The organism is Methylocaldum szegediense (genome assembly GCF_949769195.1).
GTDB classification, from domain to species: Bacteria; Pseudomonadota; Gammaproteobacteria; order Methylococcales; family Methylococcaceae; genus Methylocaldum; species Methylocaldum szegediense.
The window spans coordinates 723,886-747,592 of record NZ_OX458333.1; the positions used below are offsets into that span (position 1 = coordinate 723,886).

General features: G+C 57.3%; 19 protein-coding genes. 10 read left to right on the forward strand and 9 right to left on the reverse strand.

Annotated elements, in window-relative coordinates; all coding sequences use genetic code 11:
- Positions 1 to 63: 63 nt before the first annotated feature.
- A complete protein-coding gene (locus QEN43_RS03170; RefSeq protein WP_026611935.1) occupies positions 64 to 2,391 on the reverse strand; it encodes a dynamin family protein in 2,328 nt (775 codons plus the stop codon).
- A gap of 388 nt (positions 2,392 to 2,779) precedes the next feature.
- Between QEN43_RS03170 and QEN43_RS03175 the strand changes: the two genes are divergently transcribed.
- A complete protein-coding gene (locus QEN43_RS03175) occupies positions 2,780 to 3,490 on the forward strand; it encodes a retropepsin-like aspartic protease family protein (protein WP_026611936.1) in 711 nt (236 codons plus the stop codon).
- 128 nt (positions 3,491 to 3,618) lie between these two features.
- The gene (gndA, locus tag QEN43_RS03180) at positions 3,619 to 5,130 is read left to right on the forward strand and encodes an NADP-dependent phosphogluconate dehydrogenase (RefSeq protein WP_026611937.1); all 1,512 of its coding nucleotides are present in this window, start codon (positions 3,619 to 3,621) and stop codon (positions 5,128 to 5,130) included.
- Between the two features lie 159 nt (positions 5,131 to 5,289).
- Here gndA and QEN43_RS03185 read toward each other — a convergent pair whose 3' ends face one another.
- Together QEN43_RS03185 and QEN43_RS03190 are read right to left on the reverse strand one after the other, a co-directional pair.
- The gene (locus tag QEN43_RS03185) at positions 5,290 to 6,714 is read right to left on the reverse strand and encodes a c-type cytochrome (RefSeq protein WP_317963697.1); all 1,425 of its coding nucleotides are present in this window, start codon (positions 6,712 to 6,714) and stop codon (positions 5,290 to 5,292) included.
- Positions 6,715 to 6,771: 57 nt separating this feature from the next.
- Positions 6,772 to 7,932: a lipocalin family protein gene (locus QEN43_RS03190; protein ID WP_084162363.1), complete on the reverse strand. Its 1,161-nt coding sequence runs from the start codon at positions 7,930 to 7,932 to the stop codon at positions 6,772 to 6,774.
- Between the two features lie 258 nt (positions 7,933 to 8,190).
- Between QEN43_RS03190 and QEN43_RS03195 the strand changes: the two genes are divergently transcribed.
- The 3 genes from QEN43_RS03195 (at position 8,191) to QEN43_RS03205 (ending at position 10,041) form a co-directional block, all read left to right on the forward strand.
- On the forward strand, positions 8,191 to 8,739 hold the full coding sequence (locus QEN43_RS03195; RefSeq protein ID WP_051332044.1) for a YihY/virulence factor BrkB family protein: 549 nt from the start codon (positions 8,191 to 8,193) through the stop codon (positions 8,737 to 8,739).
- Positions 8,739 to 9,257 (forward strand): YhjD/YihY/BrkB family envelope integrity protein, encoded by a 519-nt coding sequence (locus tag QEN43_RS03200; protein WP_051332045.1) that lies wholly within the window; start codon positions 8,739 to 8,741, stop codon positions 9,255 to 9,257. Before QEN43_RS03195 ends, QEN43_RS03200 begins: the two co-directional genes overlap by 1 nt.
- A gap of 235 nt (positions 9,258 to 9,492) precedes the next feature.
- Positions 9,493 to 10,041 (forward strand): CAP domain-containing protein, encoded by a 549-nt coding sequence (locus QEN43_RS03205; protein WP_162144357.1) that lies wholly within the window; start codon positions 9,493 to 9,495, stop codon positions 10,039 to 10,041.
- Between the two features lie 239 nt (positions 10,042 to 10,280).
- Here the strand turns inward: QEN43_RS03205 and gnd are convergent, their stop codons facing one another.
- From gnd to QEN43_RS03235, 6 genes are read right to left on the reverse strand one after another with little or no spacing between them, the layout of a single operon-like run.
- The gene (gene gnd, locus QEN43_RS03210) at positions 10,281 to 11,372 is read right to left on the reverse strand and encodes a phosphogluconate dehydrogenase (NAD(+)-dependent, decarboxylating) (protein ID WP_235726707.1); all 1,092 of its coding nucleotides are present in this window, start codon (positions 11,370 to 11,372) and stop codon (positions 10,281 to 10,283) included.
- Positions 11,373 to 11,398: 26 nt separating this feature from the next.
- Positions 11,399 to 12,214, reverse strand: a complete 816-nt coding sequence (gene mutM / locus QEN43_RS03215) for a bifunctional DNA-formamidopyrimidine glycosylase/DNA-(apurinic or apyrimidinic site) lyase (RefSeq protein ID WP_026611940.1) — start codon at positions 12,212 to 12,214, stop codon at positions 11,399 to 11,401.
- A 42-nt stretch (positions 12,215 to 12,256) separates the two neighbouring features.
- Positions 12,257 to 13,222: a DUF4340 domain-containing protein gene (locus tag QEN43_RS03220; RefSeq protein WP_084162367.1), complete on the reverse strand. Its 966-nt coding sequence runs from the start codon at positions 13,220 to 13,222 to the stop codon at positions 12,257 to 12,259.
- Positions 13,222 to 14,685, reverse strand: a complete 1,464-nt coding sequence (locus tag QEN43_RS03225; RefSeq protein WP_026611941.1) for a GldG family protein — start codon at positions 14,683 to 14,685, stop codon at positions 13,222 to 13,224. Before QEN43_RS03225 ends, QEN43_RS03220 begins: the two co-directional genes overlap by 1 nt.
- Complete coding sequence (locus QEN43_RS03230) at positions 14,682 to 15,428, reverse strand: ABC transporter permease (RefSeq protein ID WP_026611942.1); 747 nt, start codon at positions 15,426 to 15,428, stop codon at positions 14,682 to 14,684. The genes QEN43_RS03225 and QEN43_RS03230 overlap by 4 nt, the downstream gene beginning before the upstream one ends.
- Entirely contained in the window at positions 15,425 to 16,369 is a 945-nt protein-coding gene (locus QEN43_RS03235; RefSeq protein WP_317963698.1) for an ABC transporter ATP-binding protein, read from the reverse strand. The genes QEN43_RS03230 and QEN43_RS03235 overlap by 4 nt, the downstream gene beginning before the upstream one ends.
- Before the next feature lie 631 nt (positions 16,370 to 17,000).
- Between QEN43_RS03235 and QEN43_RS03240 the strand changes: the two genes are divergently transcribed.
- The 5 genes from QEN43_RS03240 to QEN43_RS03260 all read left to right on the forward strand — a co-directional run bounded on the left by QEN43_RS03240 (position 17,001) and on the right by QEN43_RS03260 (position 23,643).
- Positions 17,001 to 18,563, forward strand: a complete 1,563-nt coding sequence (locus tag QEN43_RS03240; protein WP_026611944.1) for a Re/Si-specific NAD(P)(+) transhydrogenase subunit alpha — start codon at positions 17,001 to 17,003, stop codon at positions 18,561 to 18,563.
- Between the two features lie 15 nt (positions 18,564 to 18,578).
- Entirely contained in the window at positions 18,579 to 19,979 is a 1,401-nt protein-coding gene (gene pntB, locus QEN43_RS03245; protein WP_026611945.1) for a Re/Si-specific NAD(P)(+) transhydrogenase subunit beta, read from the forward strand.
- A gap of 439 nt (positions 19,980 to 20,418) precedes the next feature.
- Positions 20,419 to 20,667, forward strand: a complete 249-nt coding sequence (locus tag QEN43_RS03250; protein WP_026611946.1) for an OadG family protein — start codon at positions 20,419 to 20,421, stop codon at positions 20,665 to 20,667.
- Positions 20,668 to 20,701: 34 nt separating this feature from the next.
- Positions 20,702 to 22,507: a sodium-extruding oxaloacetate decarboxylase subunit alpha gene (oadA, locus tag QEN43_RS03255; protein ID WP_026611947.1), complete on the forward strand. Its 1,806-nt coding sequence runs from the start codon at positions 20,702 to 20,704 to the stop codon at positions 22,505 to 22,507.
- A gap of 8 nt (positions 22,508 to 22,515) precedes the next feature.
- Positions 22,516 to 23,643 carry a sodium ion-translocating decarboxylase subunit beta gene (locus QEN43_RS03260; protein ID WP_026611948.1) on the forward strand — a complete coding sequence of 376 codons (1,128 nt, stop codon included), beginning with the start codon at positions 22,516 to 22,518 and terminating at the stop codon, positions 23,641 to 23,643.
- Positions 23,644 to 23,707: the final 64 nt, after the last annotated feature.

Below are 23,707 nucleotides of genomic sequence, written 5' to 3' on the forward strand. Positions count from 1 at the left end.
CGATCTCGAGCGCAGCGGCATATCATTCGCATTCGGGATCCTTTCCACGCTAATGATTTCATTTCAACTTTCGGCGTTTCGACGTCCCTGGCTGATGGCCGCGGTAACGACCTGATAAGCTTCCTTGATCACCTTCTGTTTTTGTAGTTCGGCATTCAATTCGGCGTCGATGTCGGTAGTGAGCTGTTTCATGATGGTTTTGGCGATTTCGTCCTTGACGGATTCGAAATAGGCCAACAAGTCCTGCTCCAATTCTTCGAAGTAATTCTTGATGCCGCGGCGGGCGAATTTGTTAATCTGGTATTGCTGTTTGCGGGTGTATTCAAGCAAGCCAGCTTTGTAGCACTCGAGAGCCCGGTCGATTTCGTCGGATTGACCTGTGGTCTTTACGGGTGAGATCGGCTGAGTATCGGTGATTGCTCGGTAAATGCCGGTCAGCTTGTCCATTCCCAAAGCCAGCAGCTGCTTGACACCAGCGTCGGGCCCGAGGAGGCGCCTGCTCTTCGCGATTTCCAGCGCGCGGTCGGCATTTTTCTGTACCAATTCCATGATGTCGTCTTTGCTCTGGACGGATTCGTCGGCCTCCTTGGCCATGATGGTGCGTCCGAGTTCGTCGATGACGCCGCCGTATTCGAAAAGGAAGACGTCGCACATTCCCTTCAGCCGGCTAATCATATCGCGCCCGCTCAAACGGTCTCTCAACACTGAAAGTACTTCCTCGGGAAGCGCCTCGTTGGATGAAATGCTGTCCAGCAAGCGAAAGAGATAGCGGCGGACGATCTGTTCTTCCAAGAGTTGCTGCAGCTGGCTGCGGAACGTGCGTTGAATGTGAAGGTTTTCTTCGATCTTGTGCGGCAGCCTGCTAACCACGCTGTGCAGATCCAGTCCTTTGAGCAGTTCGTTTTTTAAGGCTTTCCGATCCAAGGTGTCGATGGCGTGGACAATTTGTTCACCCAAGCGCTCTCGGTCTTCGTCGCTCCAGAATACGAAGTCCGGCAGTACCTCGGTACGAAGCACCTTGATATGTTCTTCCACCGTGGTACGGAGGTGTCGCAATACTTCGTCTTGACGGCGCGACAATTCTCCTGCGATAAATGTGCTTTTCATTCCTTCGTCGCTCTTGTTCTTGTAGGTCTGGTACAAAGGCTCCAAGCGCTCGCGCAGCTTTTTGGCCAGATCGAGATATTCGCTGCGCGCCTCGTCAAGAAACTCAGCCTTCGCCGTATTAGCCAAGTAGTCGAATAGGCTGCTGCGAAACGTTGCGAAATTCTTGGCTTCCTCCAGCGACTTGATGAAGCCCTCCGCCTCGCCTTTATTGGGTATTTTGCCGATCGCTTTCTGTAGTGCATCCACATGCTCGCGAATGCTGCCGCTCTTTTCCAACCGGCCTTCCTGGATCAGTTTCAGCAACAGGTAATTGAGTGCCGATACCCGAAATACGCGGTCCTTGGCGATGTGAAACCCATAATGGTCGATCTTCTGCGCGAAATTCGCCAATTCTTCCTTTTTCTGCTGGCTACTTAGTACGTCCCACTGATTGATCACCCAAAAGGCGCGTTGCAACACCCGCTTGCGATGGCTATGGATTTCGGCGAGCAGCTCAATTTCTTCCCCTTCCAGTAGGTGGAACACCTTCATGGCGATGACGAACGCCTTGGCGTCGTTTTCGACGTACGACTTGGTTACCTTGCGATGGCGCGGGTTGACGACGCCGAGACCCGGCAAATCGACAAGAACCACGTTTTCGGGAATGTTGACGTCGGTGAGGAAAATCTCCGCCTGGTCGACGAACAGTACGTCTTCATAATCTTCGGTCACATAGCTCGGCAACTCCGTTAGCGCGATGTCTTTCACCGCGCCGCTGAGTTTGTTCCAGCCTCCAATCAAGATTTTCAGCTCATCGAAAAATTTTTGCTTGTTGAACGAGCCAAACTGGTTCTTGTACTGTTCGATATCCTTTGCTAGCGTGCTCAGCAATTCGCCCTTGCTCAGCTTGCGATAAGTATCGCTGCTTTTGCGCAATTCCTTGGACAGCTCTTCCAGATACAGCTGTTTGAGCTCCTCTCGAGCACTTTCGTTTAAATAGTGAATGACGGCCCGGTTGGCCCGGCCTTTTCGAATCAGCGTGGGAATAGCGGTAAAAGACTTGGTGGCCTGGGGCAGGATATCGTCGCCCAATATGGCATTAATAATGGTACTCTTGCCGGCCGAGAATGCGCCCAGGAATGCCACTGGGAATTCCGGGGACTTGAGCCGTTCTAACCAGGTGCGTTTGCGGTTGACAAAGTATGTGAAATCGTCGGTGACGCCCAAGTAAGGCGCGGCGGCGTCATAGGCTTCGAACAGGCGTGTGAATGCTTTGACGTAATTGCTGTAATCCGACTCTTTCATCCGTACGTTTCCTGGTTATTTTTCGGGAGAGGTGGTGTTCCGGGTTTTGGCTGCCGGCGTCGGGGTGGTTCTAGCCGTAAGACCACGGTCAAACAGTGGGATATATTACCACTTATGTTACGTGTGCCTTAGTCGGCGTAATCGATCGGTACGCTAGTTTGATACGAGACTTCGAGCCTATTAAGCGGGCCGTTTGTTCCAAGCCGAGCCTAAGAGGCCCGTTCTGAGCCCGCCGATGGGTTTTCGGACCCACCTGGAGAGGCTGGGAGGTGTCCAGTTCCGGCAGGAGCATCGCTGTATACGGCAAAGGCCCGTTGACGTAAGCGTTGCTCGAAGAAACGGACGGGCCTTTCGGTCAAAGATGGGCTCAGAGTGCGAGAACGATCAGATGACGATTATGACGGTGCGAATTCGGCTGCGCGGTTTTATCGTGGGACTGCTTTTGATCGGTGCGGCGCCGGCATGGGCCGACCCCGAATCGCTTCGCGCACGTTTGGAGTCGTTGGCGGCCGAACACGGGTTCGTCGTCGAGGGATTGGATCGCCTGGAATCTCAATTGGCATCGACCTCGACCCCGAAGGGTGACCTGCCGACTCAACTGAAGGGGCTTCTCGAAGATTACAACTACATCCTTATCAGTGATCCGGCCGGTGCGGTCGAACGGTTGGTGATCACCAGTGCCAAGACGCCTACGCGAGCGCGTTCGATCAATGCGACGATCAAAACGACGCGGCTTGGTCCTCATCATCAGGTCGATACGGTTCTGGTGGGACCGAACGGCGTGGCGTTTCCAGTTACGTTGATTATCGACACTGGCGCCTCTACCATTGCTTTGCCGGAATCGATGGCGAGCGAACTGGGATTCTCGCCCGAGGCGCTCCAACCGGGCGTGAGCCACACAGCGAACGACATTGTGCCCATCAAAGTAGGCAACCTAGAATCCGTTCGGGTAGGACCGGTTTCGGCCAGCGCCGTACCGGTCGCGTTCTTTCCGGACGAGCGTCTACGCGGTGCAAAACTGTTGGGGATGAGTTTTCTGAGTCGGTTCCGCATGACCTTAGACGAAGCGGAAAACGAACTCATTCTGCTCGCGAAATAACGAAAGGCTCGAACGCTTTCCGTGAATCGGCGGGAAGAAGATCGGTCACATCGCTTCTCTTGAACGGACGCTGGCGTGATCAATTTCTGCAGACGTTTCGCTCATCATCCAACTAAAGGAGTGCCATTATGAATGCTAACAGCGCGGATATCGGTCTGATCGGATTGGCCGTCATGGGACAAAACCTGGCGCTGAACATCGCCGACCACGGCTACACCATCGCAGTCTATAACCGAAGTAGCGAGAAAACGGCCGAATTCATGGCGCGTTGCCGGGAAAAGGAGCCGTCTGGCGAGCGCGTCTTGGGTTTTACCGACCTGAAAGAATTCACCCAAGCTATCCGGCGTCCCCGCAAGATCATCTTGCTGGTGAAGGCGGGGACGCCGACCGACCGCATCATCGAAACCCTGCTGCCCCACCTTGAGCCGGGCGACATCATTGTCGACGGCGGCAACGCGCATTGGATGGACACCATCCGTCGAGACAGGGAATTGACCGAGCGAGGGTTTCGCTTTATCGGTTCCGGCGTCTCGGGCGGCGAGGTGGGTGCGCGCTTCGGACCTTCTCTGATGCCGGGCGGCAGTGAGAGCGCCTGGGCCGAGCTCGAGCCCATATGGCGCGCCATCGCCGCCAAGGTCGCTCCGGAGAGCGGTGTGCCTTTGGAAGGCGCCGCGCCGGGAAAGCCGGTAGAAGGCGGCGTACCCTGCACGGCTTATATCGGGCCGAATGGCGCGGGGCATTACGTCAAGATGGTGCACAACGGCATTGAGTACATCGACATGCAGTTGATCTGTGAAGCCTATTGGCTGATGAAGCATCTGCTCGGGCTGGATGCGGGCGCCATCGGCGCGATTTTCCGCGAATGGAACAGCGGCGAGTTGTCTAGCTACCTCATCGAGATCACCGGGGACATTTTGGGACAAAAGGATCCGGCGGGTGAGGGCTATCTGGTCGACAAAGTGTTGGATGCCGCCGGACAGAAAGGTACGGGTATGTGGACCGCCACCAGCGCACTGGAACTCGGCGTCCCAGCGAATTCAATCGCTGAAGCTGTGTTTGCCCGGACTCTATCGTCACTGAAGGAAGAGCGGGTGGAAGCAAGCTGCGTGCTGAAAGGACCGGAGATCCGGCTCCTGTCCAACGCCGCTGATACCATCGAGGCCATTCGGCGAGCTTTGTATTGCTCTAAAATTTGCGCTTATGCGCAAGGCTTTCAGCTCATGTCGGAGGCACAAAAAGCCTACGGTTGGACGCTCGATTTCGGAACCATCGCACAGATTTGGCGAGGCGGCTGTATCATCCGCGCACGTTTCCTGCAAAAGATCACCGATGCTTACGCCCACGACCCGGGGTTGAAGAATCTGATGCTTAATCCTTATTTTAGGGATGTCCTACACGAAGGGCAGGGACGGTGGCGGCAGACGGTTACCACCGCGATACAGAACGGCATCCCCGTTCCCGCCTTCAGTTCCGCGCTAGCCTATTTCGACGGTTACCGCAGCGCCCAGCTTCCCGCCAACCTGTTGCAGGCGCAACGAGATTATTTCGGAGCCCATACCTACGAGCGAACCGATCAACCGCGCGGCAAGTTCTTCCATCTCGATTGGCCGGCACCGGATCGTCCTGAGAAGGCGGTCTGAGCGTGCCAAGACCGGCCGCTCTGGCCAGATCAAGCGCCGGAGCGGTCGATCGGAACGGGTCTGGCGGTACAAATGAGAAAAGAGTCCTCGTTCGCCGGACCTGATACCTCGATACCTCACCTCTGAGGACGCGAGCGCGCGGCCAGTGGCCTTTGGAATCTACAGCGTTTTCAAGTATTCGAGCACGGCCTTGCGTTCGTCCGGACTCAAGCTGTCGCCGAAAACATGGCCGGCATTGGAGTGGCCGGGCAAGGTCGTATCGTAGATTTTTTTCCGCTCGCGTGCGTCTTTGGCGCCCCCTTTTCCCTCTGCGAGCTCAGTGTACCGCCATCCCAAGGCGACAGGATCGTAATCGGCCGCGGAAGACCCGTAGGACCGCGTCCAATATTTCGGCCGTTTCGAGCTGTCGAGCAGAGCTTCTATGGTCGGGACCGATCCGTTGTGGAGATAGGGGGCGGTGATCCAAATTCCGTCCAATGGTGGGGCGATATATCCGGGCGCTGGAGCGTCGACGGCTAATTCGCCGTAATAGGATCGCTCAAACCATTGAGTGAACTGGTCTGAGGCACCGTTTGTGCGATATTGCGCCACTACGGGATCGGTGCCGATCTCGTCGAGTCCTACCACTAGATTGGGATAGCTCGGCTGTTCGCCATAGGTGCCATGGCAGCCGGAGCAGGTTCGCTCGAATACGGTGCGCCCCTGTTCGGCGAGTTCGTGATCGACCCCGAACGGCCATGCGGGCGGCTTAATCGATGCGAGATAGGCCAGAATATCCGGCGCATAGGTATCGATCTTACGTACTGTATCGACGTCATCCGCACAGAATAGAGCGGCCGCCATCATGCCGCGAGCAAGGTCGCCGCGCCCCTCGGTGTTGTAGAACAACGCGTTTTTCTTCGCCACACGCCACCAGGGGGGAACGCTTACCGGAGCCACTGTTTTCGGCGGAGGCTCGATCAGCGGTTCAGGCGACCATGCCAGAGTCTCTGGATCCCGATGCGCGATGAGAGCGAAGGTTATATTAATGGCCGGATTTACGCCTATCGTGTCAGCTTTCATGTATGGGGTGATAGTACGAAGCCGGTCGGCCCAACGCCGCCATTCTGCGGCTTCGGCCTCATTCTCCACGTACGCACCGATGCTTTCGGCGACAGCCGTACGGTCCTCGGTGAAGTCGAGATTTTCGTTGCCCAGGCCGATGACGAGCTTTCCGTCGAAAAAACCGGCATGGCAGGACAAGCAATTGTTCACCACGAGTTCCACGCCTTTCGGCGTCGTGTAAGCGGTGAGGTTATACGGTAATTCCGCATTGCGGCCGGGTCTACCCGGAATCAGCGTTTCGGGTTCAGGCGGCGGGGCCGTTTGTTTGTAGGCCGAATAGGGTATACCGCAAGTAATGTAAGGTGCGTTGAGCAATGCCTCGTAACCCTTGACCGGGTCGCCCGGCCGTTGCGGTACGCGTGGTACAGGACCGATAGGCGAATAACTGACTGTATTGGCCTGTTCGCTGGAGTCGCAAGCCGTGAGCACGAAGGCAAGAATAGCGGTGATGACAAGAGTAAAGATATTGGCGTAGGGCATGTTCGAATCACAAGAGGTTTTTCCCGACCGGATGATTCTTATTCCCGGAACCTACTGTCAATAGCCGGTCAATTCGACGAAGCCTCGGCCCGTAAGGCGTTCTCCGCGCGGACCGGTTCCGGATACTGAGACAGAACCGGACCAGGTGCGGACCGACCAGTCGGTTTCCTGATTTTCGACTAAGGGCGACAGGCGCAGTTCGGTTCCGAGAGCCGGAAGATTCACTGTCCAGGCTACCGGATAACGGGTTCCCGAGGGACTTGACCAGAAAGTATTGGGGTCGAGCTTGACCTCGTTTTCAGAAATCAGCGAAACCCGTCCGTCGGCCTGGATTAAGAGCCCGTTCGAAACAGGCGGAGCGCTGCCGTCCTTGCGTCTCAATTGAAAAATCAGAATCTCGCGCCCGTCCTCGAGCTGGATCTGATACCGATTTAAAGCGATCTGTCCGCCGGGCGGAGTCATCTTCCCCCAACTGCGGTTGAGCCAAGCTTCGCCGCTTACGCTTCGTTCGTGTTCGCCATGGCGAACCGTGCCGGAAATCGCTAGGCGGCTCAGAATATACCCGCGAAGACGTCCGCCGGCCGCTGCCGGGAAATCTCCTGCAGCCGGCATCACGGCGGGTTTCCGGGCGTCCAGCCTCAGGTCGAGCCGCGTCCCCTCGGCTTCGGCTTGTAGAGCGAACGAAAACGCTTTCTCCAGCGCCACCCGTATCGTCCAGCTATCCAACCAGATCCGGCCAGAAGTCGGATCGTATCCGCTCATGCCGAGCGCGGTCCTCGCGAAACGCTCGGATGCCCGATAATGGTCGTTATCCGCGTCGAGGAATGCCAACAAGCCCCGATAGACATCACGAGTCGCCCAGGCCGATGGTCTCTCGGGCTCTTGGGGTTGTAGACCGATCCGTGTAATGCTCAGTAGGAAGCCATAACGGTGACCTTCTCCGGTTTGCATTTGGCCGACGAATTCCCAGACTTCGGTGGGCACTTCCGGGTGAGCCCCGTGATCCAAAGGAAAAGCCAAGGAGCGGTCGGAACGATCTTCAGGGAATTTATCTGCAATCGTCCTCAGCGTTTTCGAAAACGACGCAAAAGGCGCAGTCGCGCCGGGCGAACCGTGTTCTGCGGAACGCCGCTGCGTCGATGACGGCAGTAGCGACAGACTGATAGCAAGTAGAACGACGGCTATCCGAACGATCCCATCGCAGCGGCTAGTTGCCATGCACTGTCCCCGGTTGCTTCACACGGACCGTTGATGCGCCCCCCAAAAGAAATAGGAGAATGGGTTGATCCGGCACGGCGAAAAGCTGCGTGAACCGAGGCCCAGGCGTGTACGGTCCTTGGCGCGGCCGAAAAGATCGCGCCAGTGTTTACGGGTCTGATCAATAACGTTCAACCAATATCACCGTCAGCATGCCAATTAAACGCTTCAGCTCCGTCAAAATGGCGCGTCAAAAAGTCGATTCTCTCTCCCGAATCCGTGATTTGGCGAAGTTGGTGTACCTGGGCTAAGGCCCTGATCGGCGCCGTTCGCAGCGAAGGTTTGGACTATCGCGCCACGAGTCTCGCCTACACCACGTTATTGGCTATTGTGCCAGGGTTGGCCTTTTCCTGTTTGCTGCTGAAGGTTTTCGGTGTCAATGATCAGGTGGAACCATTTCTGCTGCAAATATTGGCTCCGCTCGGTGACAAGGCCAACGAGCTGACGAAGGCCATTCTCGGTTTCGTGACCAATGTCAACGTGGGGGTGCTCGGCTTCGTCGGCTTGATGGTGCTTATCTACACGATCATTTCCATGCTGGAAAAGATAAAAACGGCGTTCAATCACATCTGGCGGGTTAGCCAGGCCCGCGGCTTGGCAAGACGTGCGAGCGATTACCTCAGCGTAAGTCTGCTCGGGCCGGTGCCCATTTTTTCCGCTATCGGTCTCACGGCCTCTATGCCCCGTGCTAGCGCAGTCCGGCGGCTGATTGCTCAGGAGCCGTTCGGCACCCTGTTCTATTTCGGCGGAAGCTGCTTCCCTATTTGATGATCATCGTCGCGTTTGCGTTCGTGTACATCTATATCCAGAACACGCGGGTGACCTGGCGGGCCGCGTTGTTCGGCGGCGCCGTGGGAAGTGTGACGTGGAAACGGGCCGGCCTACTGTTCGCCAAGTTTGTGGTCGGATCGACCAGTTACCACGCCATTTTTTCAAGCCTGCTCATCGTCATCTTGTTCATGATTTGGCTGGATCTGAGTTGGCTGATTCTTTTTCTGGGAGGGCAAGCCGCTTTTTTCCAGCATCCGCATTATGCGCTTGGGAAAACCCGGTTCCTTCAGCTCAGCAATCGTTTGAAGGAGAGAATCGGGCTGGTGGTGATGTACCTGATCGGCGAACGTTTCGTTCATGGGCAAAAGCCCTGGACTATCGACGAGTCGGCGGAGCGTTTGTCGTTACCGGGGGAAACCATAAAAGACGGGCTAGCCGTGCTGCAGGCCGGCGGCTTGGTCGTGGAGACAGGGAAGGGCAACGGGAGCTTTATTCCTGGTAATGCGGTGACGTAGAGCATCTTCTGGCTTGGCATAACGCTCACGCATTACCGCTTTCTAGAGCACTTTCATATCGAGTGTAGGGGGAATTTGTTCGCCCATTTCGTGCACCGAAGGCGAATAAATTCGTCTCCGATCGGAACGTTCGTGATTGCCTTTTGTCGCAAAGTAGATACTACTGGTGAATTGTGTCCGACATGGGTACATCACGGTATGGTTGTTAATGATTCTTAACGTAATGGAGTACGTCATGTGCCGCTTTCGTAACCCGCCTTTTACCGTTTTCGCCCTAATCCTATGGAGTGGTGCTGGCCTCGCTGCTCAACCCGCCGACGCTGTGGCCACCATCACCGCCCACAACTTGGTGCGCTCCGCCGACGGGGTGCCGCCGCTCATCTGGTCAGAGGAGCTGGCTACCATCGCAACCAACTATGCCTCCACGCTTGAACGGGCGAACTGCCCGGGGTCCCTGCCCCACAGCAATGCTACCGACGCGAACGGAATCCTTTTGGGTGAAAACCTCCATTGGGCCAGCGCGGTGATGTGGTCCGATGGCCGCAGAGAACCGCAGCAGCTTACCCCGGCTGATGTCGTAAATTCGTGGGCCGCCGAGAAGGCCAACTACAATTACGAAACCAACAGCTGCGCACCCGGTAGGATGTGCGGCCACTATACCCAGTTGGTATGGGCTGAAACCACAGAAGTCGGCTGCGGCTATGCGGTTTGCTCCAGCAACAGCGACCAAGTCTGGGTCTGCAACTACAGGCCCGCCGGCAATAATGGGCAGAGGCCTTACTGATCTTCCAGGCGGGCTCTCACTGCGCGTTTGAGCCCCGTGTCTCGCCTTCCTGCGGGGGAGGCGAGATGCTGTTGTGGCACCGTGCCTGCGGACTGCTAGGAGGCTGAGCTGATAGACGTTGAGCCGCCTAGCGGCTCACCAAGGAGCTGGAAAAGCCCTGTTCCACCCTTTACCGATGTCACCATTTTGCTGACGCGAAGCGGCTCGGTTTGCCCTGCCAAGCCGCACAATTGTTTGCATCACGAGTTTTCACGATGCCCTCCGAACTGCCATCGCAAAGCCGATAAGAATTTGTCGGCAAACATGTCGCGCTCGCGCGACGAGAACCGCTGAAACAGCGCGGCGCTCAGTACAGGGGCGGGCACGCCTTCGTCGACAGCCGCATGTATCGTCCACCGGCCTTCGCCGGAATCCGCCACATGCTCGGAAAACTTCTCCAGATCCGGAGATTGCAGCAAGGCCGATGCTGCCAGATCGAGTAGCCATGACCGGACCACGCTGCCTCTGCGCCACAGCTCAGCGATCTCAGGTAGATCGAAATCGAAACGGTAATACTCAGGATCGCGCAAGGGTGCGGTCTCGGCATCCTGAGTTCGGTGCTCAGAGCCGATTCCGGCGTTTTTCAAAATATTGAAGCCTTCGGCATAAGCGGCCATGAGGCCATACTCGATGCCGTTATGAACCATCTTCACGAAGTGGCCGGCTCCGGTCGGGCCGCAATGCAAATACCCCTGTTCGGCGCTGGTCAGGCCTGTATTCTGGCGTTCCAGGGTACGCGAGGCTGCTTCGTGCGGCGGAGCCAAGGACTTAAAGATCGGGTCAAGCCTTCGAACGGGCTCTTCTTCTCCGCCGATCATCAGGCAGTAGCCTCGGTCCAGCCCCCATACGCCTCCGCTGACACCGACATCGAGATAATGAATGCCGCGCGGCTTCAAGCGTCGTGCTCTATCCATACTATCGCGGTAATGCGAATTGCCGCCGTCGACCAGGATGTCGCCGTTTTCGAGCTGAGGTGAGAGTTCGTCGATTGCCGCATCGACGAAACCGGCGGGAATCATCAGCCAGACAATACGCGGTTGGAGAAGCTTAGCCACCAAATCCTGCAGGCTCTCGGCAGCGACTGCACCTTCCTCGGACAGCGCGTCTATGGGTTGTCGCGCGCGGTCCCAAACCACGCAGGTATGATGGCCCCGCATCAACCGGCGCACCATATTGGCTCCCATTCGTCCCAAACCGATCATACCGATTTGCACGGGCAGTCCTCCTTTCCGGTCGAGCAATAGCGGTACCGATGCGCCGAGCGAAGCTTCCGCGTTCGGAAGGTCAGGCACCGGACGCTCGATTCATTGTCCCGCTTTTAACGTTGACAGCTTGGACACCAATAAGTTGAGCGCTGTCCCAATCTTTCCGTTCGAATGGATTGGCCGCATCGGTAACACGGAAGACCGCTCCGGCCGTAAATTTGCAGGGTTTGCTGAAAATACCCCGGGTTTCCGTTTTCGTTGACGAAGTCGCGAAGTGTCGTACCGCCTTGCTCTATGGCTTCGGAAAGCACCGCGCGTATTGACAGAACGAGCTTTTCATAGCGGGGGAGGGCGATGCGTCCTGCCTGTCGACGCGGAGCGATGCCAGCCCGGAACAAGGCTTCGTTGGCGTAAATGTTGCCGACTCCCACGACGACGTGACTGTCCATGATGAAGGATTTGACGGGCGTGCTTCGTCCCCGGGCCTTTCTATAAAGATAGGCTGCGTCAAAACTTGTGCTCAGGGGTTCCGGTCCGAGCCCGGCCAAGAGCGGATGGACTTGCGGATCATTTTCCGTCCAGACCACGCAGCCGAACCGGCGCGGATCATGGAAGCGGAGGCAGGTTCCGTTGGCGAGCACGATGTCGAGGTGATCGTGCTTTCTGGGCGGGCTGTCCGGGGACAGGATGCGGAGACTTCCGGACATGCCCAAATGGACGATCAGGGTTCCGCGATTCGTGCCAATCAGAAGGTATTTGCCCCGGCGCTCGACCGTTCGGACGGTCCGGCGATCGAGTCTTTCGGGCAAGTCCGCCGGAATCGGCCAGCGTAACTGGGGCTCGCGAATAACCGTCGCCTGAATCGTTTGCCCGATAAGATGGGGGGAAATGCCGCGCCGCGTGGTTTCGACTTCCGGCAACTCGGGCATGGCGATGTGATGGGATAGCGTCCAACCACCCGCGGAGAAGAATCAGTCGGCCGCCTCGTCGTCGGTTTCACCCTGCTCCTCGGATTCTTCCGGAATCGCGGGCGTGTCTTCGTCGTTCTCCTCGTCCTCGGTCTGGTTTGGCTCGGGTTCTTCAGACGGTTTCGATTCTTTTGGCTTGAGCTCTGGTTTTTGTAGGCTGAGCAACTGTTTCGAGACGCTTCCGGTCACTTCGTACTGAAGGCCCAAATCCGGACGGACAAGAAGAAGATCGAGTTCTCTTTGTACGATGAAGAATTCAATCGGGTTGCCCTCGGACAGCGTGATCCGGATCACGTCGCCTTGTGCGGACTGCTCCACTCGCTTCACGTCGATGGCCCGCGCCGTATTCCAGGCGTTGAGAAGATCCGAAACGCTTTGATTGGGCTCCGCCGGCGGCTCCAGGACCCACTTGCCGTCCTCGCCCAAGGTGGCTTTTAGGCCAGGGATGGAGATCTCTTTGATTTTCGCGTCTTCTGGCAGAAGCTTCTTATCTACGTAATCGGTCGCAGATGCGATGAGGTGGTGAAAGAAGTCGTCAGTAACAAGATGCAAGGTATCCCCAATCTGCACGTAGCGCCGCATGTTGATGGGATCCGACCCGCCGAACTTCAAGGTCGTCTCACCCAGAATCAACGTAGCTTTAGGCTTGTCGAGCTCGAACTTGGCGAGGTCCTCGGAACTGATCGGATACTGCGCTTCGCTGTTCGCCTCGGCGATACCGATCAACTGTCGGACGCGAACATCGTTGGCCGGGGCGCTGAAGGGCGCAGTCAAGCGCCAGTGGCCGTTCTGCTTTGCGAACGTGATGGTGTCCTTGTTTTGCAAGGTGACGGTGGTTAGCGCATTTTCGTCGACTGCCGCGAGAGGTGTTTTCTTGGGCTTTTCCTTGCCGGGCTCGAAAAAAGCGATCGCGCCGAGGATGGCGACAGCGATCAATAGCGCTAGGTTCAGGATCAGTCTCGACTTCATTAACGTCTCCGGCGTTTGAACCAAATGGCAGCACCCGTGCCGATCAGCCCGGCGGGCAACGCGATTAGGAAACCGACGCCGATCACGCCGGAAGCGACGGGCGACAGCTCCAATTTCCGGTCTGGCGCCGTCTTGGCGGGAATATTGATCAAGGCTTCGTTTTGGCTTAGCCAATGAATGATGTTAAGGCCAAGTTCCAGATTGCCACCGTTGCCGAGAAAGGCATTGGATAGAAAGTCACCGTCGCCGATCACGACGACACGCTGCTCAGCTGGTTTCGTGTCGGCTTCCTCGGAGGACTCGACGTCTTGTTTTTCGGTTTTTTCGGCTGCAGCTTGCTCACCGGTCTCTTCTTCGGGCTTTTTGTCCGATGCGGCTGACCCATCAGCGGGTTTGATCTCGCGCGTCAAGGCGTAACCGATGTGCAGCGGGCCTTTGCGCTCTCCCTTGTCTTCATCGAATTTAATTTTGCCTTCGATCGGTCCGGTTTCTGTCCAGGATCGCTCGAGGGTACTAAGGAGCGGTTCCCGCACGAAATCGCTGTCGGCACCTTTGTCCATGGCCGCCGCGGCCGGGAATAAGGTCATCGTCTGGAAATTATAGGTGACGGGGTGCGCCGGATAATCGGCGACCAGGGCGAAAGTGGGGTCGTCGATGCCGAACAGCTGGGTGGACGCGTCTACCACGGTTCCCGGAAGGAACGTGATACCGAGCTGTTCTGCCAAGGGAGAGAGACCGTGCAAATTACCGGGATCGGCCAGCCACAACAGGTTGCCGCCTTTTTTCACATAATCTTGGATCAGCGTGATCTCGCCGGGAAGGAGATTGGCGCGCGGTCCCGCCAACACCAAGACGTCGGTGTTGTCCGGTATATCCTGCGTGACCCCCAGATTAACCATGGATACCGTGATGCCCTTACGTTCCAGCTCTTCGCCAAACTGGCCCAGATCGTGATTCGCCTGGCCTTGCGGCGAGCGTTCCCCGTGCCCCTCGAGAAAGACGATATGTCTTTCCTTGGCTACGGCCAAACGCTGCAAGGCATTGGTCAGCGTGCTTTCCTCGGCGTTTTGGATTTTTTCAGTACGTCCTTGGTAATCCACTATCATTTCGCCGTCCATAGTGATGCCCAGTTCCCGGACCTTGTCGGGCTGAGTGTCCGGATTGACGAACTTCAGCGTCACGTCCTTTTTGTAACGGCTGTAGCGGCCAACCTGATCCCGGATCTGGTTTCGAAGCTGCGCGTTTTCGCGAGCGTACGCGGTGATCGTGATCGGTTCCTTCATGAGATCCAGGACCTTGCGGCTGGCATCAGACAGCGTGTGCCGGCCGCCTGCGGTCCAATCGAACTGGGCGCTGTAACGTGTGCTCAGCCAGCCCACCAAGCCGACGACGGCTAAGAACAGCACGGTGAAGAGAAGGTTCTGCAGCCGTAGTTCGAGGTGCGTCTTGCGGTTGATCTTCATTTTTGCAGCCGATCGTTATCCAGGCGATGGACACTCAAGACGAGGAACGTGAGCGTGAAGAGCAGGAAGTACACGAGGTCCGTCGTCGACACCAGACCTTTCAGCAAACTCTCGTAATGGCGCAAAAGCGAGAGATATTCGAGCACGCCGCCTGTGGAGTTACCGGTCCAGTCGATGATCCACAAAAGCAGCAAGGCGCCGAATGTGCTGATTGCGGCGATGGTCGGCTGGCTCGCGAGCGCCGACATGTAGAGTCCCACTGAGGCGAAGCCGGCCAAAAGCAATATCAGGGCCATGATACAGGCAGCTAGCTTGCCCATGTCCAATCCGCCGCCGACCAGTAGCGACAGCGGCATCAGCGCGATCATCGCGACCATGATGAGCAGAAAGCCGAATACGCCGAAATATTTCCCGAGAATGATCTCGGTCATCGACACCGGAGCGGTGAACAGGAGGCTCAGCGTGCGGTTGCGGCGCTCCTCGCTGATCAGCCGCATAGTCAGGAGTGGCGTGACCAGAAGGAGGATCACACCCGCATTGCCGAACAGCGGAACGGTGATCAGGTCGGTGACTCCGGGCGCGTCCTCCATGCCGGCGATACGCGCTTGCAGCATCATGTAATAGTCGAGCTGCGCTAGGAACATGTAGCCCAAAATAATCTGAATGACGCCTAGAATCGACCAGGCCAAAGGCGAAAGAAACAACGTGCGGAGCTCCCGCCCCGCGATGACGAGGGCCATCATGCGGCTTGCTCCTCCGTTACGGGTGTGTGTTGAGTGATGTCGATGAAAATCTCTTCCATGCTGCGCCGTTCAGGAGTTAGTTCGAGCAGTCCCCAACCCAGCGACACGGCTGTTTCGGCGATCCGCTCGGCGGGGTTTTTGTCCTTGTCGTGGAAAATCCGATAACGCCGCTCGCCGAGATCCTCGATTTTCTGAATGCCGCCTAGGGCATAGAGCTTCATCAGATCGGCTTCTTGCCGGGTTTCCAGCACTATGCTAGAGGCTCGCATCTGCTGTTCGAGACCTTCGATACTGTCGTTGAGCACCAGCTTGCCCTTGTGGATGATTTGTACGCGGGTGCAAGATTCCTGGACTTCGGGGAGGATATGCGTCGAAAGAATGATGCCGTGTTCCTTGCCGAGTTCTCGGATCAGCTCCCGGATTTCGCGGATCTGGATCGGATCCAATCCAACAGTCGGCTCATCGAGAATGATGACCGAAGGGGAATGAAGTATGGCCTGGGCGATGCCGACCCGCTGCTGATAGCCCTTCGACAGATTCCCGATCAGTCGTTCACCTACATCGGTCAAGCCGCAGCGATCTTTGGCGCTGTCGATCGCGGACGAGATCTTTTCCCGCGGAATCTGGTGCAACTTCCCGCAGTAGTTCAGATATTCGTCGACGGTCAGTTCACGGTATACCGGCGGTATCTCGGGCAAATAGCCGAGCTCCCGCTTGGCTTCCTTGGGGTTGTCGAGTATGTCGATCCCGTTGATGAGGATTTGTCCTGAGGTGGGCGCGAGGTTGCCGCAGATCATCTGCATAGTTGACGATTTGCCGGCTCCGTTGGGACCGAGAAACCCCAGGATTTCGCCCTTTTCTAGCGTGAACGAAACGTTGTTGACGGCGCAATGGTCGCCGTAATAGCGAAAAAGTTGTTCGACTTGAACGAGTTGAGTCATAGCGCGCGTAAGATACAAAAATTTTTCCGAATTGCAAGATACGGGCCATCTTGGCCTAATGGTGCCGCGCACCGTAAAAAAGGCAGAACCCAATAACGGTATCACAGACCGGTCCCGCCGTCCTTATCACAGCATCAAAATGGCGATTGAGATCTGTGCCGGCGGTGGCATAACCCTTCGGCAGGTCTACGACAGGCCCTTCGACAAGCTCAGAGCGAACGGTCAACGCTAAGAAGTCCAGCTCGAGACTGCGGGAAATTCCGTGCCCCGTCCCGGATTGAGTTGTACTCAATTCGAGCGAAGCGGGCGTTCCCAGTGGCGAACCAGGCGGATCTGCATGCGAAACCGTGCGCCACAAGGTTCGTTCCGGCTCGCTCCTGGCGGCGCTTCCAAAGCCAAAATAAGTTGACCTCTCCCGGCAATTACTTTAAGAAGGTGCGGGGGTTGTGAAGCCGGGCCAGAAAATTTTGTCAATCATGAAATCATAGATCGTGAATTTCTCGTCCTTGTACGTGTTTTAGCTTTTTTGTCCAGCGTTGGACGGAATTTCTGTCGCCCTGTTTTCGCCCTCTTGAGACAAAAACAACGTTAGTAATCGTTGCGCTTTGTAGCGCTAGGAGGAGTAACTTTTATGCGAATTGGGGTTCCCAAAGAACTACACGCCGGAGAAAAGCGTGTAGCGACCGTGCCGGAGGTGGCCGAAAAACTCATAAAGCTCGGTTTCTCCGTGTCCGTGGAGACCGGGGCTGGCGAGAGTGCCAATTTTTCCGATGACGCCTACCGCGAGGTCGGCTGCAGCATCGCGCCTGATGCCAAAACCCTCTGGGCGGAGTCGGACATCGTGCTAAAGGTACGTGGTCCACAGGTTCATCCTGAGCTGGCTGTGGACGAAGTCGAATATTTGCGCGAAGGCGGACACCTTATCAGTTTCATCTGGCCGGCCCAGAACCCCGAACTCATGGAACGCCTCGCGGCGAAGAAGGCCACCGTGCTGGCAATGGACAGCGTACCCCGCATTTCCCGTGCGCAGAAGCTGGATGCCTTGAGCTCGATGGCGAACATTGCCGGCTACCGTGCGGTGATCGAGGCGGCTCATCACTTCGGGCGGTTCTTCACCGGTCAGGTGACCGCCGCCGGCAAGGTACCGCCCGCGAAAGTTTTCGTGATCGGATGCGGCGTGGCCGGATTGGCTGCTCTCGGCGCGGCGAACGGTCTCGGTGCCATCGTTCGGGCTACGGATACCCGTTCGGAAGTCAGGGACCAGGTCAAGTCCATGGGCGCCGAATTCGTGGAAGTCAATTACCAGGAAGAGGGCGCCGGCGTCGGGGGCTATGCCAAAGAAATGAGCGAGGGCTACAAAAAAGCCCAAAGCGAAATGATCGCCCGCCAGTGCATGGATGTGGATATCATCATCACGACCGCCTTGATTCCCGGCAAGCCAGCGCCCAAGCTGATTACTGCTGGGATGGTGGAATCCATGAAGCCCGGCAGTGTCATCGTCGACTTGGCGGCCGAACAGGGCGGCAACTGCGAACTGACGGTTCCGGGCGAAGTCGTCGTCCGCCACGGTGTCACCATCATCGGCTACACCGATCTGCCCAGCCGCCTCGCTCGGCAGTCCAGCACGCTGTATGCCACCAACCTTCTGCGGCTGATCGAAGAGCTATGCCCGAACAAGGACGGCACGATTTACGTCAACATGGAGGATGAAGTCATTCGCGGAACCACGGTGATCAAAGATGGTGAGATCACTTGGCCGCCGCCACCGCCGAAAATCACCGCGGCCCCGGTAGGCGCCACCCCGGCACCGCCGGTCGAAATCAAAAAGGAGGAAAAGAAGCCGCTGCTGCCCGCCTGGGCGAAAACCGGTATCACGCTGGGCGTGGCGGGTCTCTTGTTCTACGGTCTCGGTGCCGTGGCTCCGGCAGCGTTCATGTCCCACTTCACCGTTTTCGTGCTGGCCTGTTTCGTAGGCTATATGGTGATCTGGAATGTCACCCCGGCCTTGCACACTCCGCTCATGAGCGTCACCAACGCCATTTCGAGCATCATCGCAATCGGCGCATTGATCCAGATTTCCTCGCCCGGTGCATTGATCACCATATTGGCGGGGCTCGCCATCGTGCTGACCTCGGTCAACATGGCCGGCGGTTTCTGGGTCACCCAGCGCATGCTGCGCATGTTCAGAAAATAAGCGGAGAGAATAACAATGTCAGAAGGCTTAGTTACCGTTTCCTATATCGGCTCGACGATACTGTTCATCTTGAGCCTGGGGGGGTTGTCCCATCCCGAAACTGCGCGGCGCGGCAACTTCTACGGCATTCTTGGCATGAGCATCGCCATACTAGCGACTGTGCTCGGGCCGAAGGTGACCAGCTACGTTCCGATCATCATCGCCATGTTGATCGGCAGCGCCGTCGGCATCTACGCCGCCATTAAGGTCAAGATGACCGAAATGCCGGAACTTGTCGCACTGATGCACAGCCTGGTGGGGCTGGCCGCCGTACTGGTGGGGTATGCGAATTTCATCGATCCGACCGCCGCCTTTACCGGAGTCGAAAAAACCATCCACGAAGTGGAAATCTATCTCGGCATCCTGATCGGCGCGGTTACGTTTTCCGGTTCGGTCATCGCCTTCGGTAAGTTGTCCGGCAAGATCGATGGCAAGCCGGTATTGCTTCCGGCCCGTCACTGGATCAATCTGGGCCTCTTGATTCTGGCCATCATCCTGGGCGTCGGCTTCATCAACGCGCAGTCCACGGCGGGCGGGTTCGTTCCCCTGCTGCTGATGACCGCGATCGCGTTGGCTTTCGGAGTGCACATGGTCATGGCGATCGGCGGCGCCGATATGCCGGTCGTGGTGTCCATGCTCAACAGCTACTCGGGATGGGCGGCTTCGGCTACCGGCTTCATGCTGTCCAACGATCTGCTGATCGTGACCGGCGCCCTGGTGGGTTCTTCCGGCGCGATTCTGTCCTACATCATGTGCCGCGCGATGAACCGTCATTTCCTCTCGGTCATCGCCGGCGGATTCGGTACCGGCACAGGGGTGACACCGGCCGGCGGCGCGGGCGCAGAGGGCGAGGTCCAGCCCATTACGCCAGAAGAAACGGCGGAACTGCTGCGCAATGCCAGCCGCGTGATTCTCGTCCCAGGTTACGGCATGGCGGTGGCCCAGGCGCAGCACACGGTATACGAGATCACCAAGCTGTTGCGTGAGAAAGGCGTCGACGTGCGCTTCGCCATCCATCCGGTGGCAGGCCGTATGCCTGGCCATATGAACGTGCTGTTGGCCGAGGCGAAGGTTCCTTATGACATCGTGCTCGAAATGGACGAAATCAACGAGGACTTCCCGGAAACCGATGTCGCCATGGTGATAGGCGCCAACGACATCGTGAATCCTGCCGCTCAGGAAGATCCGAACAGTCCCATCGCCGGCATGCCGGTCTTGGAGGTCTGGAAGGCGAAAACCTCCATCGTCATGAAGCGCTCAATGGCGTCCGGCTATGCCGGCGTCGACAATCCGCTGTTCTATAAAGAAAACAACCGGATGCTGTTCGGCGATGCCAAGAAGACCCTGGACGAGGTGCTGAAGTACTTGCAGGGTTGATTTACAGCGGTCGGAAGCGGTACGCACACACACCGTTTCCGACCGTCCTTCTTGCTTCTCGGCAGTATCCGAACTGCCAGCCTTGGGCACGTCGGCTTTTCGGCAATAGCGAGAAGTTTGAACGCCCGAGCCGTCGTTTTCTAACGCTCACGAGTGCATCGGTGCTCTGACGAGGAGCAGGACGGAACGGCATCCATCATTTCCGCAACCGCTACGGAAAGTGGCCCAGGTCCTCTGACATCGGATGCCGGCACCCCCGGGGCGGCCGTGCCTGGACAGAGGCACGGCCAATGTCATATTCGCCTCTTTCAAAGTCCGATACGGAGCGCCGGCCCGCGCCAGGTCATTGGGAATTTGCCCTAAAGATGTGACAATCCGGTTCGACTTTCGCCGGTTTGCACATTATCATTCGTCCGTTTGTTCAAAGCTTTTGCGAAGTATGGACTATTCAATCGGCGAATTGTTGCTTTCCGGTGTCAAGATCATGCTGGTCGGCATGGCGATCGTGTATCTTTTCTTGGCGCTGCTGGTCTGGGTGATCGGGATCACGTCGAAACTGCTTAACCGCTACGTACCGGAACCGGAACACGCTCCTGGTGCTTCTGCCCATCCCCCGGATGTTGATTCGGATAACTCCGAGATCGTAGCCGCCATCACGGCGGCCATCCACCGGTACCAGAATCAGTAATACATAGAAAAGAAGAAGGTTAGGAGTTTGTTCCATGGCTAACCCTTTAGGCATTACCGACGTCGTTCTGCGCGACGCGCACCAGTCGTTGCTGGCTACCCGTCTGCGGCTCGAGGACATGCTGCCGATTTGCGACAAGTTGGATCAAGTCGGTTTTTGGTCGCTCGAAAGCTGGGGGGGAGCGACGTTCGATGCCTGTATCCGTTACCTGGGCGAAGATCCGTGGGAGCGTTTGCGTGCTCTCAAGAAAGCGCTGCCCCGAACTCGCCTCCAGATGCTACTGCGCGGGCAGAATTTGCTCGGCTATCGGCATTATGCGGACGATGTGGTGGACCGGTTCGTCGAGCGGGCGGCGGAAAACGGCGTCGATGTGTTCCGCATCTTCGATGCGATGAACGATCTGCGAAATTTCGAGAGAGCCGTCAAAGCGACGATCAATGCTGGCAAACATGCCCAGGGCACGATCTCTTACACCGTGAGCCCGGTGCATACCATCCGGATGTGGGTGGACCTCGCGAAACGCCTGGAAGATATGGGCGTGCATTCGATCTGCATCAAGGACATGGCGGGCCTTCTCAAGCCTTACGTGGCCGAGGAACTGATTAAGAAGCTGAAGAGAGCCGTCAAGGTTCCGATTCATATGCAATGTCATGCCACGACCGGACTGAGCACCGCGACTATCCTCAAGGCGGTGGAAGCCGGGATCGACAACGTCGATACCGCGATTTCCTCCATGAGCATGACCTATGGGCACAGCCCCACCGAGGCTGTCGTCGCAGCTCTTCAAGGGCATAAACGCGACACCGGCCTGGATCTACGGCTTCTGGAAGAGATTGCGGCCTATTTCCGCGAGGTCCGGAAGAAATACGCGAAGTTCGAAGGCAGCCTCAAAGGTGTCGACAGCCGCATCCTGGTCGCGCAAGTTCCGGGCGGAATGCTCACCAACATGGAGAGCCAGCTGAAAGAGCAGGGCGCTTTGGATCGCTTCGACGAAGTGCTCGAAGAGATTCCGCGGGTTCGCGAAGATTTGGGTTTCATTCCGCTGGTTACGCCGACCTCGCAGATCGTCGGAACCCAGGCGGTCATCAATGTGCTGTCGGGCGAGCGCTACAAGACGATCACCAAGGAAACCGCAGGCGTACTCCGGGGCGAATACGGGGCGACCCCGGCACCGGTGAACAAAGAGTTACAGCAGCGAGTGCTCGAAGGCGCCGAGCCCATCACCGTCAGGCCGGCGGATCTCCTAGAGCCGGAGATGGAGAAACTTACGGCCGAGCTCAAGAAGATGGCGGCGGAAAATGGCGTAAAGCTGGCGGAAAACGAAGTGGAGGACGTGCTGACCTATGCGCTCTTCCCTCAGATCGGCTGGCGCTTCCTGCAAAATCGCGGCAACCCTGCGGCCTTCGAGCCGGCGCCCGGAACGGAAGAGGCCGCCAAGCCCGAAGCTCCGAAAGCCGAAGTGACCCAAGCTGTAGCATCGCCGGACGGAGCCAAAGCTTATACGGTGGCGGTTAACGGTAGGATTTTTCATGTGGAAGTCGCTCCGGGCGGTGCGATTACCTCTATACAACCTGCGTCACAACCAGCGTCGGCGCCAGTCGGGCAGCCCGCCGTTCGTTTAGGCGCGGGAGAAGCGGTGAAGGCCCCCATGGCCGGGCATATCCTCAGGATCAATGTTAAAGAAGGGCAGATCGTGGCGGAAAGCGAAGTCGTGGTCGTGATGGAGGCCATGAAGATGGAGACCGAGGTCCGCACGCGCGTGGGAGGTACGGTATCGCATGTCGCGGTCAAGGTCGGAGACACCGTCGCCGCCAACGATATTTTGGTGGTCTTGGGGTGAGGTAGTCGATGGAGGGATTTATCCAGCTGTGGCAAAGCACCGGGCTGTCCAATTTTTTGATCGGCCAGGTGCTCATGATGGGCGTCGGCTTTCTCCTGATCTTTCTGGCCATACGCAAGGGTTTCGAGCCGCTCCTCCTGCTTCCTATCGGATTCGGCGCCGTGTTGAGCAACATCCCCGTGGCCGGGATCGCCGAGGAAGGAGGCTTGCTGTCCTATCTTTACTACGGGATCAAGACGGGCATCTTTCCTTTGCTCATTTTCATGGGCGTAGGGGCGATGACGGATTTCGGTCCCATGTTGGCAAATCCTAAAACGCTGCTTTTGGGAGCGGCTGCACAATTCGGGATCTTCGGCACCTTGTTCGGGGCGTTAGCGCTGAATCTGGTTCCGGGCCTTACCTTTACGCTCAAGGACGCCGCCGCTATCGCAATCATCGGGGGAGCGGACGGGCCTACGGCGATTTACGTCGCCTCCAAACTGGCGCCTGAACTCTTGGGCGCGATCGCGGTGGCGGCTTATTCCTATATGGCTTTGGTGCCGCTGATCCAACCGCCCATCATGCGCGCTTTGACCACGCCTGACGAGCGCTTGATCGAAATGGCGCAGCTGCGCATCGTCAGCCGCAAGGAGAAGGTCATCTTCCCGGTGGTCTTGCTGATTCTAACCGCCCTGCTGCTGCCCTCGGCGGCTCCTCTGATTGGCATGTTCGCCCTAGGGAACCTGATGCGGGAATGCGGCGTCGTTGAACGCTTGAGCAAGACGGCGCAAAACGAACTGATCAACATCGTTACGATTTTCCTAGGCCTTTCGGTCGGATCAAAACTCAGCGCGGCTCAGTTTTTACGCGTCGAGACGTTAGGAATTTTGGTGCTTGGGGCGATCGCGTTCAGCTTCGGCACTGCGGCCGGCGTGCTGATGGCGAAGGTGATGAACAAGTTCAGCGAGAATAAGATCAATCCGCTGATCGGTGCAGCCGGAGTTTCCGCCGTGCCGATGTCGGCTCGTGTTGCCAACAAGGTCGGCCAGGAGAGCAACCCTTACAACTTCCTGCTCATGCATGCCATGGGTCCGAACGTCGCTGGCGTCATCGGCTCGGCAGTAGCGGCGGGCGTTCTTTTGGCGCTGGTTCAATAGATCGGAGCTTCGCGCCGTTTCGCCGGGACGAGCGGATCCGGAGTCGTGCGGAACGGATGGAGTG

Coding starts and splice junctions, on each gene's coding strand:
- QEN43_RS03170 (WP_026611935.1), bottom strand. CDS start 2,391: ATGAAAGAGTCGGATTACAGCAATTACGTCAAAGCATTCACACGCCTG.
- QEN43_RS03175 (WP_026611936.1), top strand. CDS start 2,780: ATGACGATTATGACGGTGCGAATTCGGCTGCGCGGTTTTATCGTGGGA.
- gndA (WP_026611937.1), top strand. CDS start 3,619: ATGAATGCTAACAGCGCGGATATCGGTCTGATCGGATTGGCCGTCATG.
- QEN43_RS03185 (WP_317963697.1), bottom strand. CDS start 6,714: ATGCCCTACGCCAATATCTTTACTCTTGTCATCACCGCTATTCTTGCC.
- QEN43_RS03190 (WP_084162363.1), bottom strand. CDS start 7,932: ATGGCAACTAGCCGCTGCGATGGGATCGTTCGGATAGCCGTCGTTCTA.
- QEN43_RS03200 (WP_051332045.1), top strand. CDS start 8,739: ATGATCATCGTCGCGTTTGCGTTCGTGTACATCTATATCCAGAACACG.
- QEN43_RS03205 (WP_162144357.1), top strand. CDS start 9,493: ATGTGCCGCTTTCGTAACCCGCCTTTTACCGTTTTCGCCCTAATCCTA.
- mutM (WP_026611940.1), bottom strand. CDS start 12,214: ATGCCCGAGTTGCCGGAAGTCGAAACCACGCGGCGCGGCATTTCCCCC.
- QEN43_RS03220 (WP_084162367.1), bottom strand. CDS start 13,222: ATGAAGTCGAGACTGATCCTGAACCTAGCGCTATTGATCGCTGTCGCC.
- QEN43_RS03225 (WP_026611941.1), bottom strand. CDS start 14,685: ATGAAGATCAACCGCAAGACGCACCTCGAACTACGGCTGCAGAACCTT.
- QEN43_RS03230 (WP_026611942.1), bottom strand. CDS start 15,428: ATGATGGCCCTCGTCATCGCGGGGCGGGAGCTCCGCACGTTGTTTCTT.
- QEN43_RS03235 (WP_317963698.1), bottom strand. CDS start 16,369: ATGACTCAACTCGTTCAAGTCGAACAACTTTTTCGCTATTACGGCGAC.
- QEN43_RS03240 (WP_026611944.1), top strand. CDS start 17,001: ATGCGAATTGGGGTTCCCAAAGAACTACACGCCGGAGAAAAGCGTGTA.
- pntB (WP_026611945.1), top strand. CDS start 18,579: ATGTCAGAAGGCTTAGTTACCGTTTCCTATATCGGCTCGACGATACTG.
- QEN43_RS03250 (WP_026611946.1), top strand. CDS start 20,419: ATGGACTATTCAATCGGCGAATTGTTGCTTTCCGGTGTCAAGATCATG.
- oadA (WP_026611947.1), top strand. CDS start 20,702: ATGGCTAACCCTTTAGGCATTACCGACGTCGTTCTGCGCGACGCGCAC.
- QEN43_RS03260 (WP_026611948.1), top strand. CDS start 22,516: ATGGAGGGATTTATCCAGCTGTGGCAAAGCACCGGGCTGTCCAATTTT.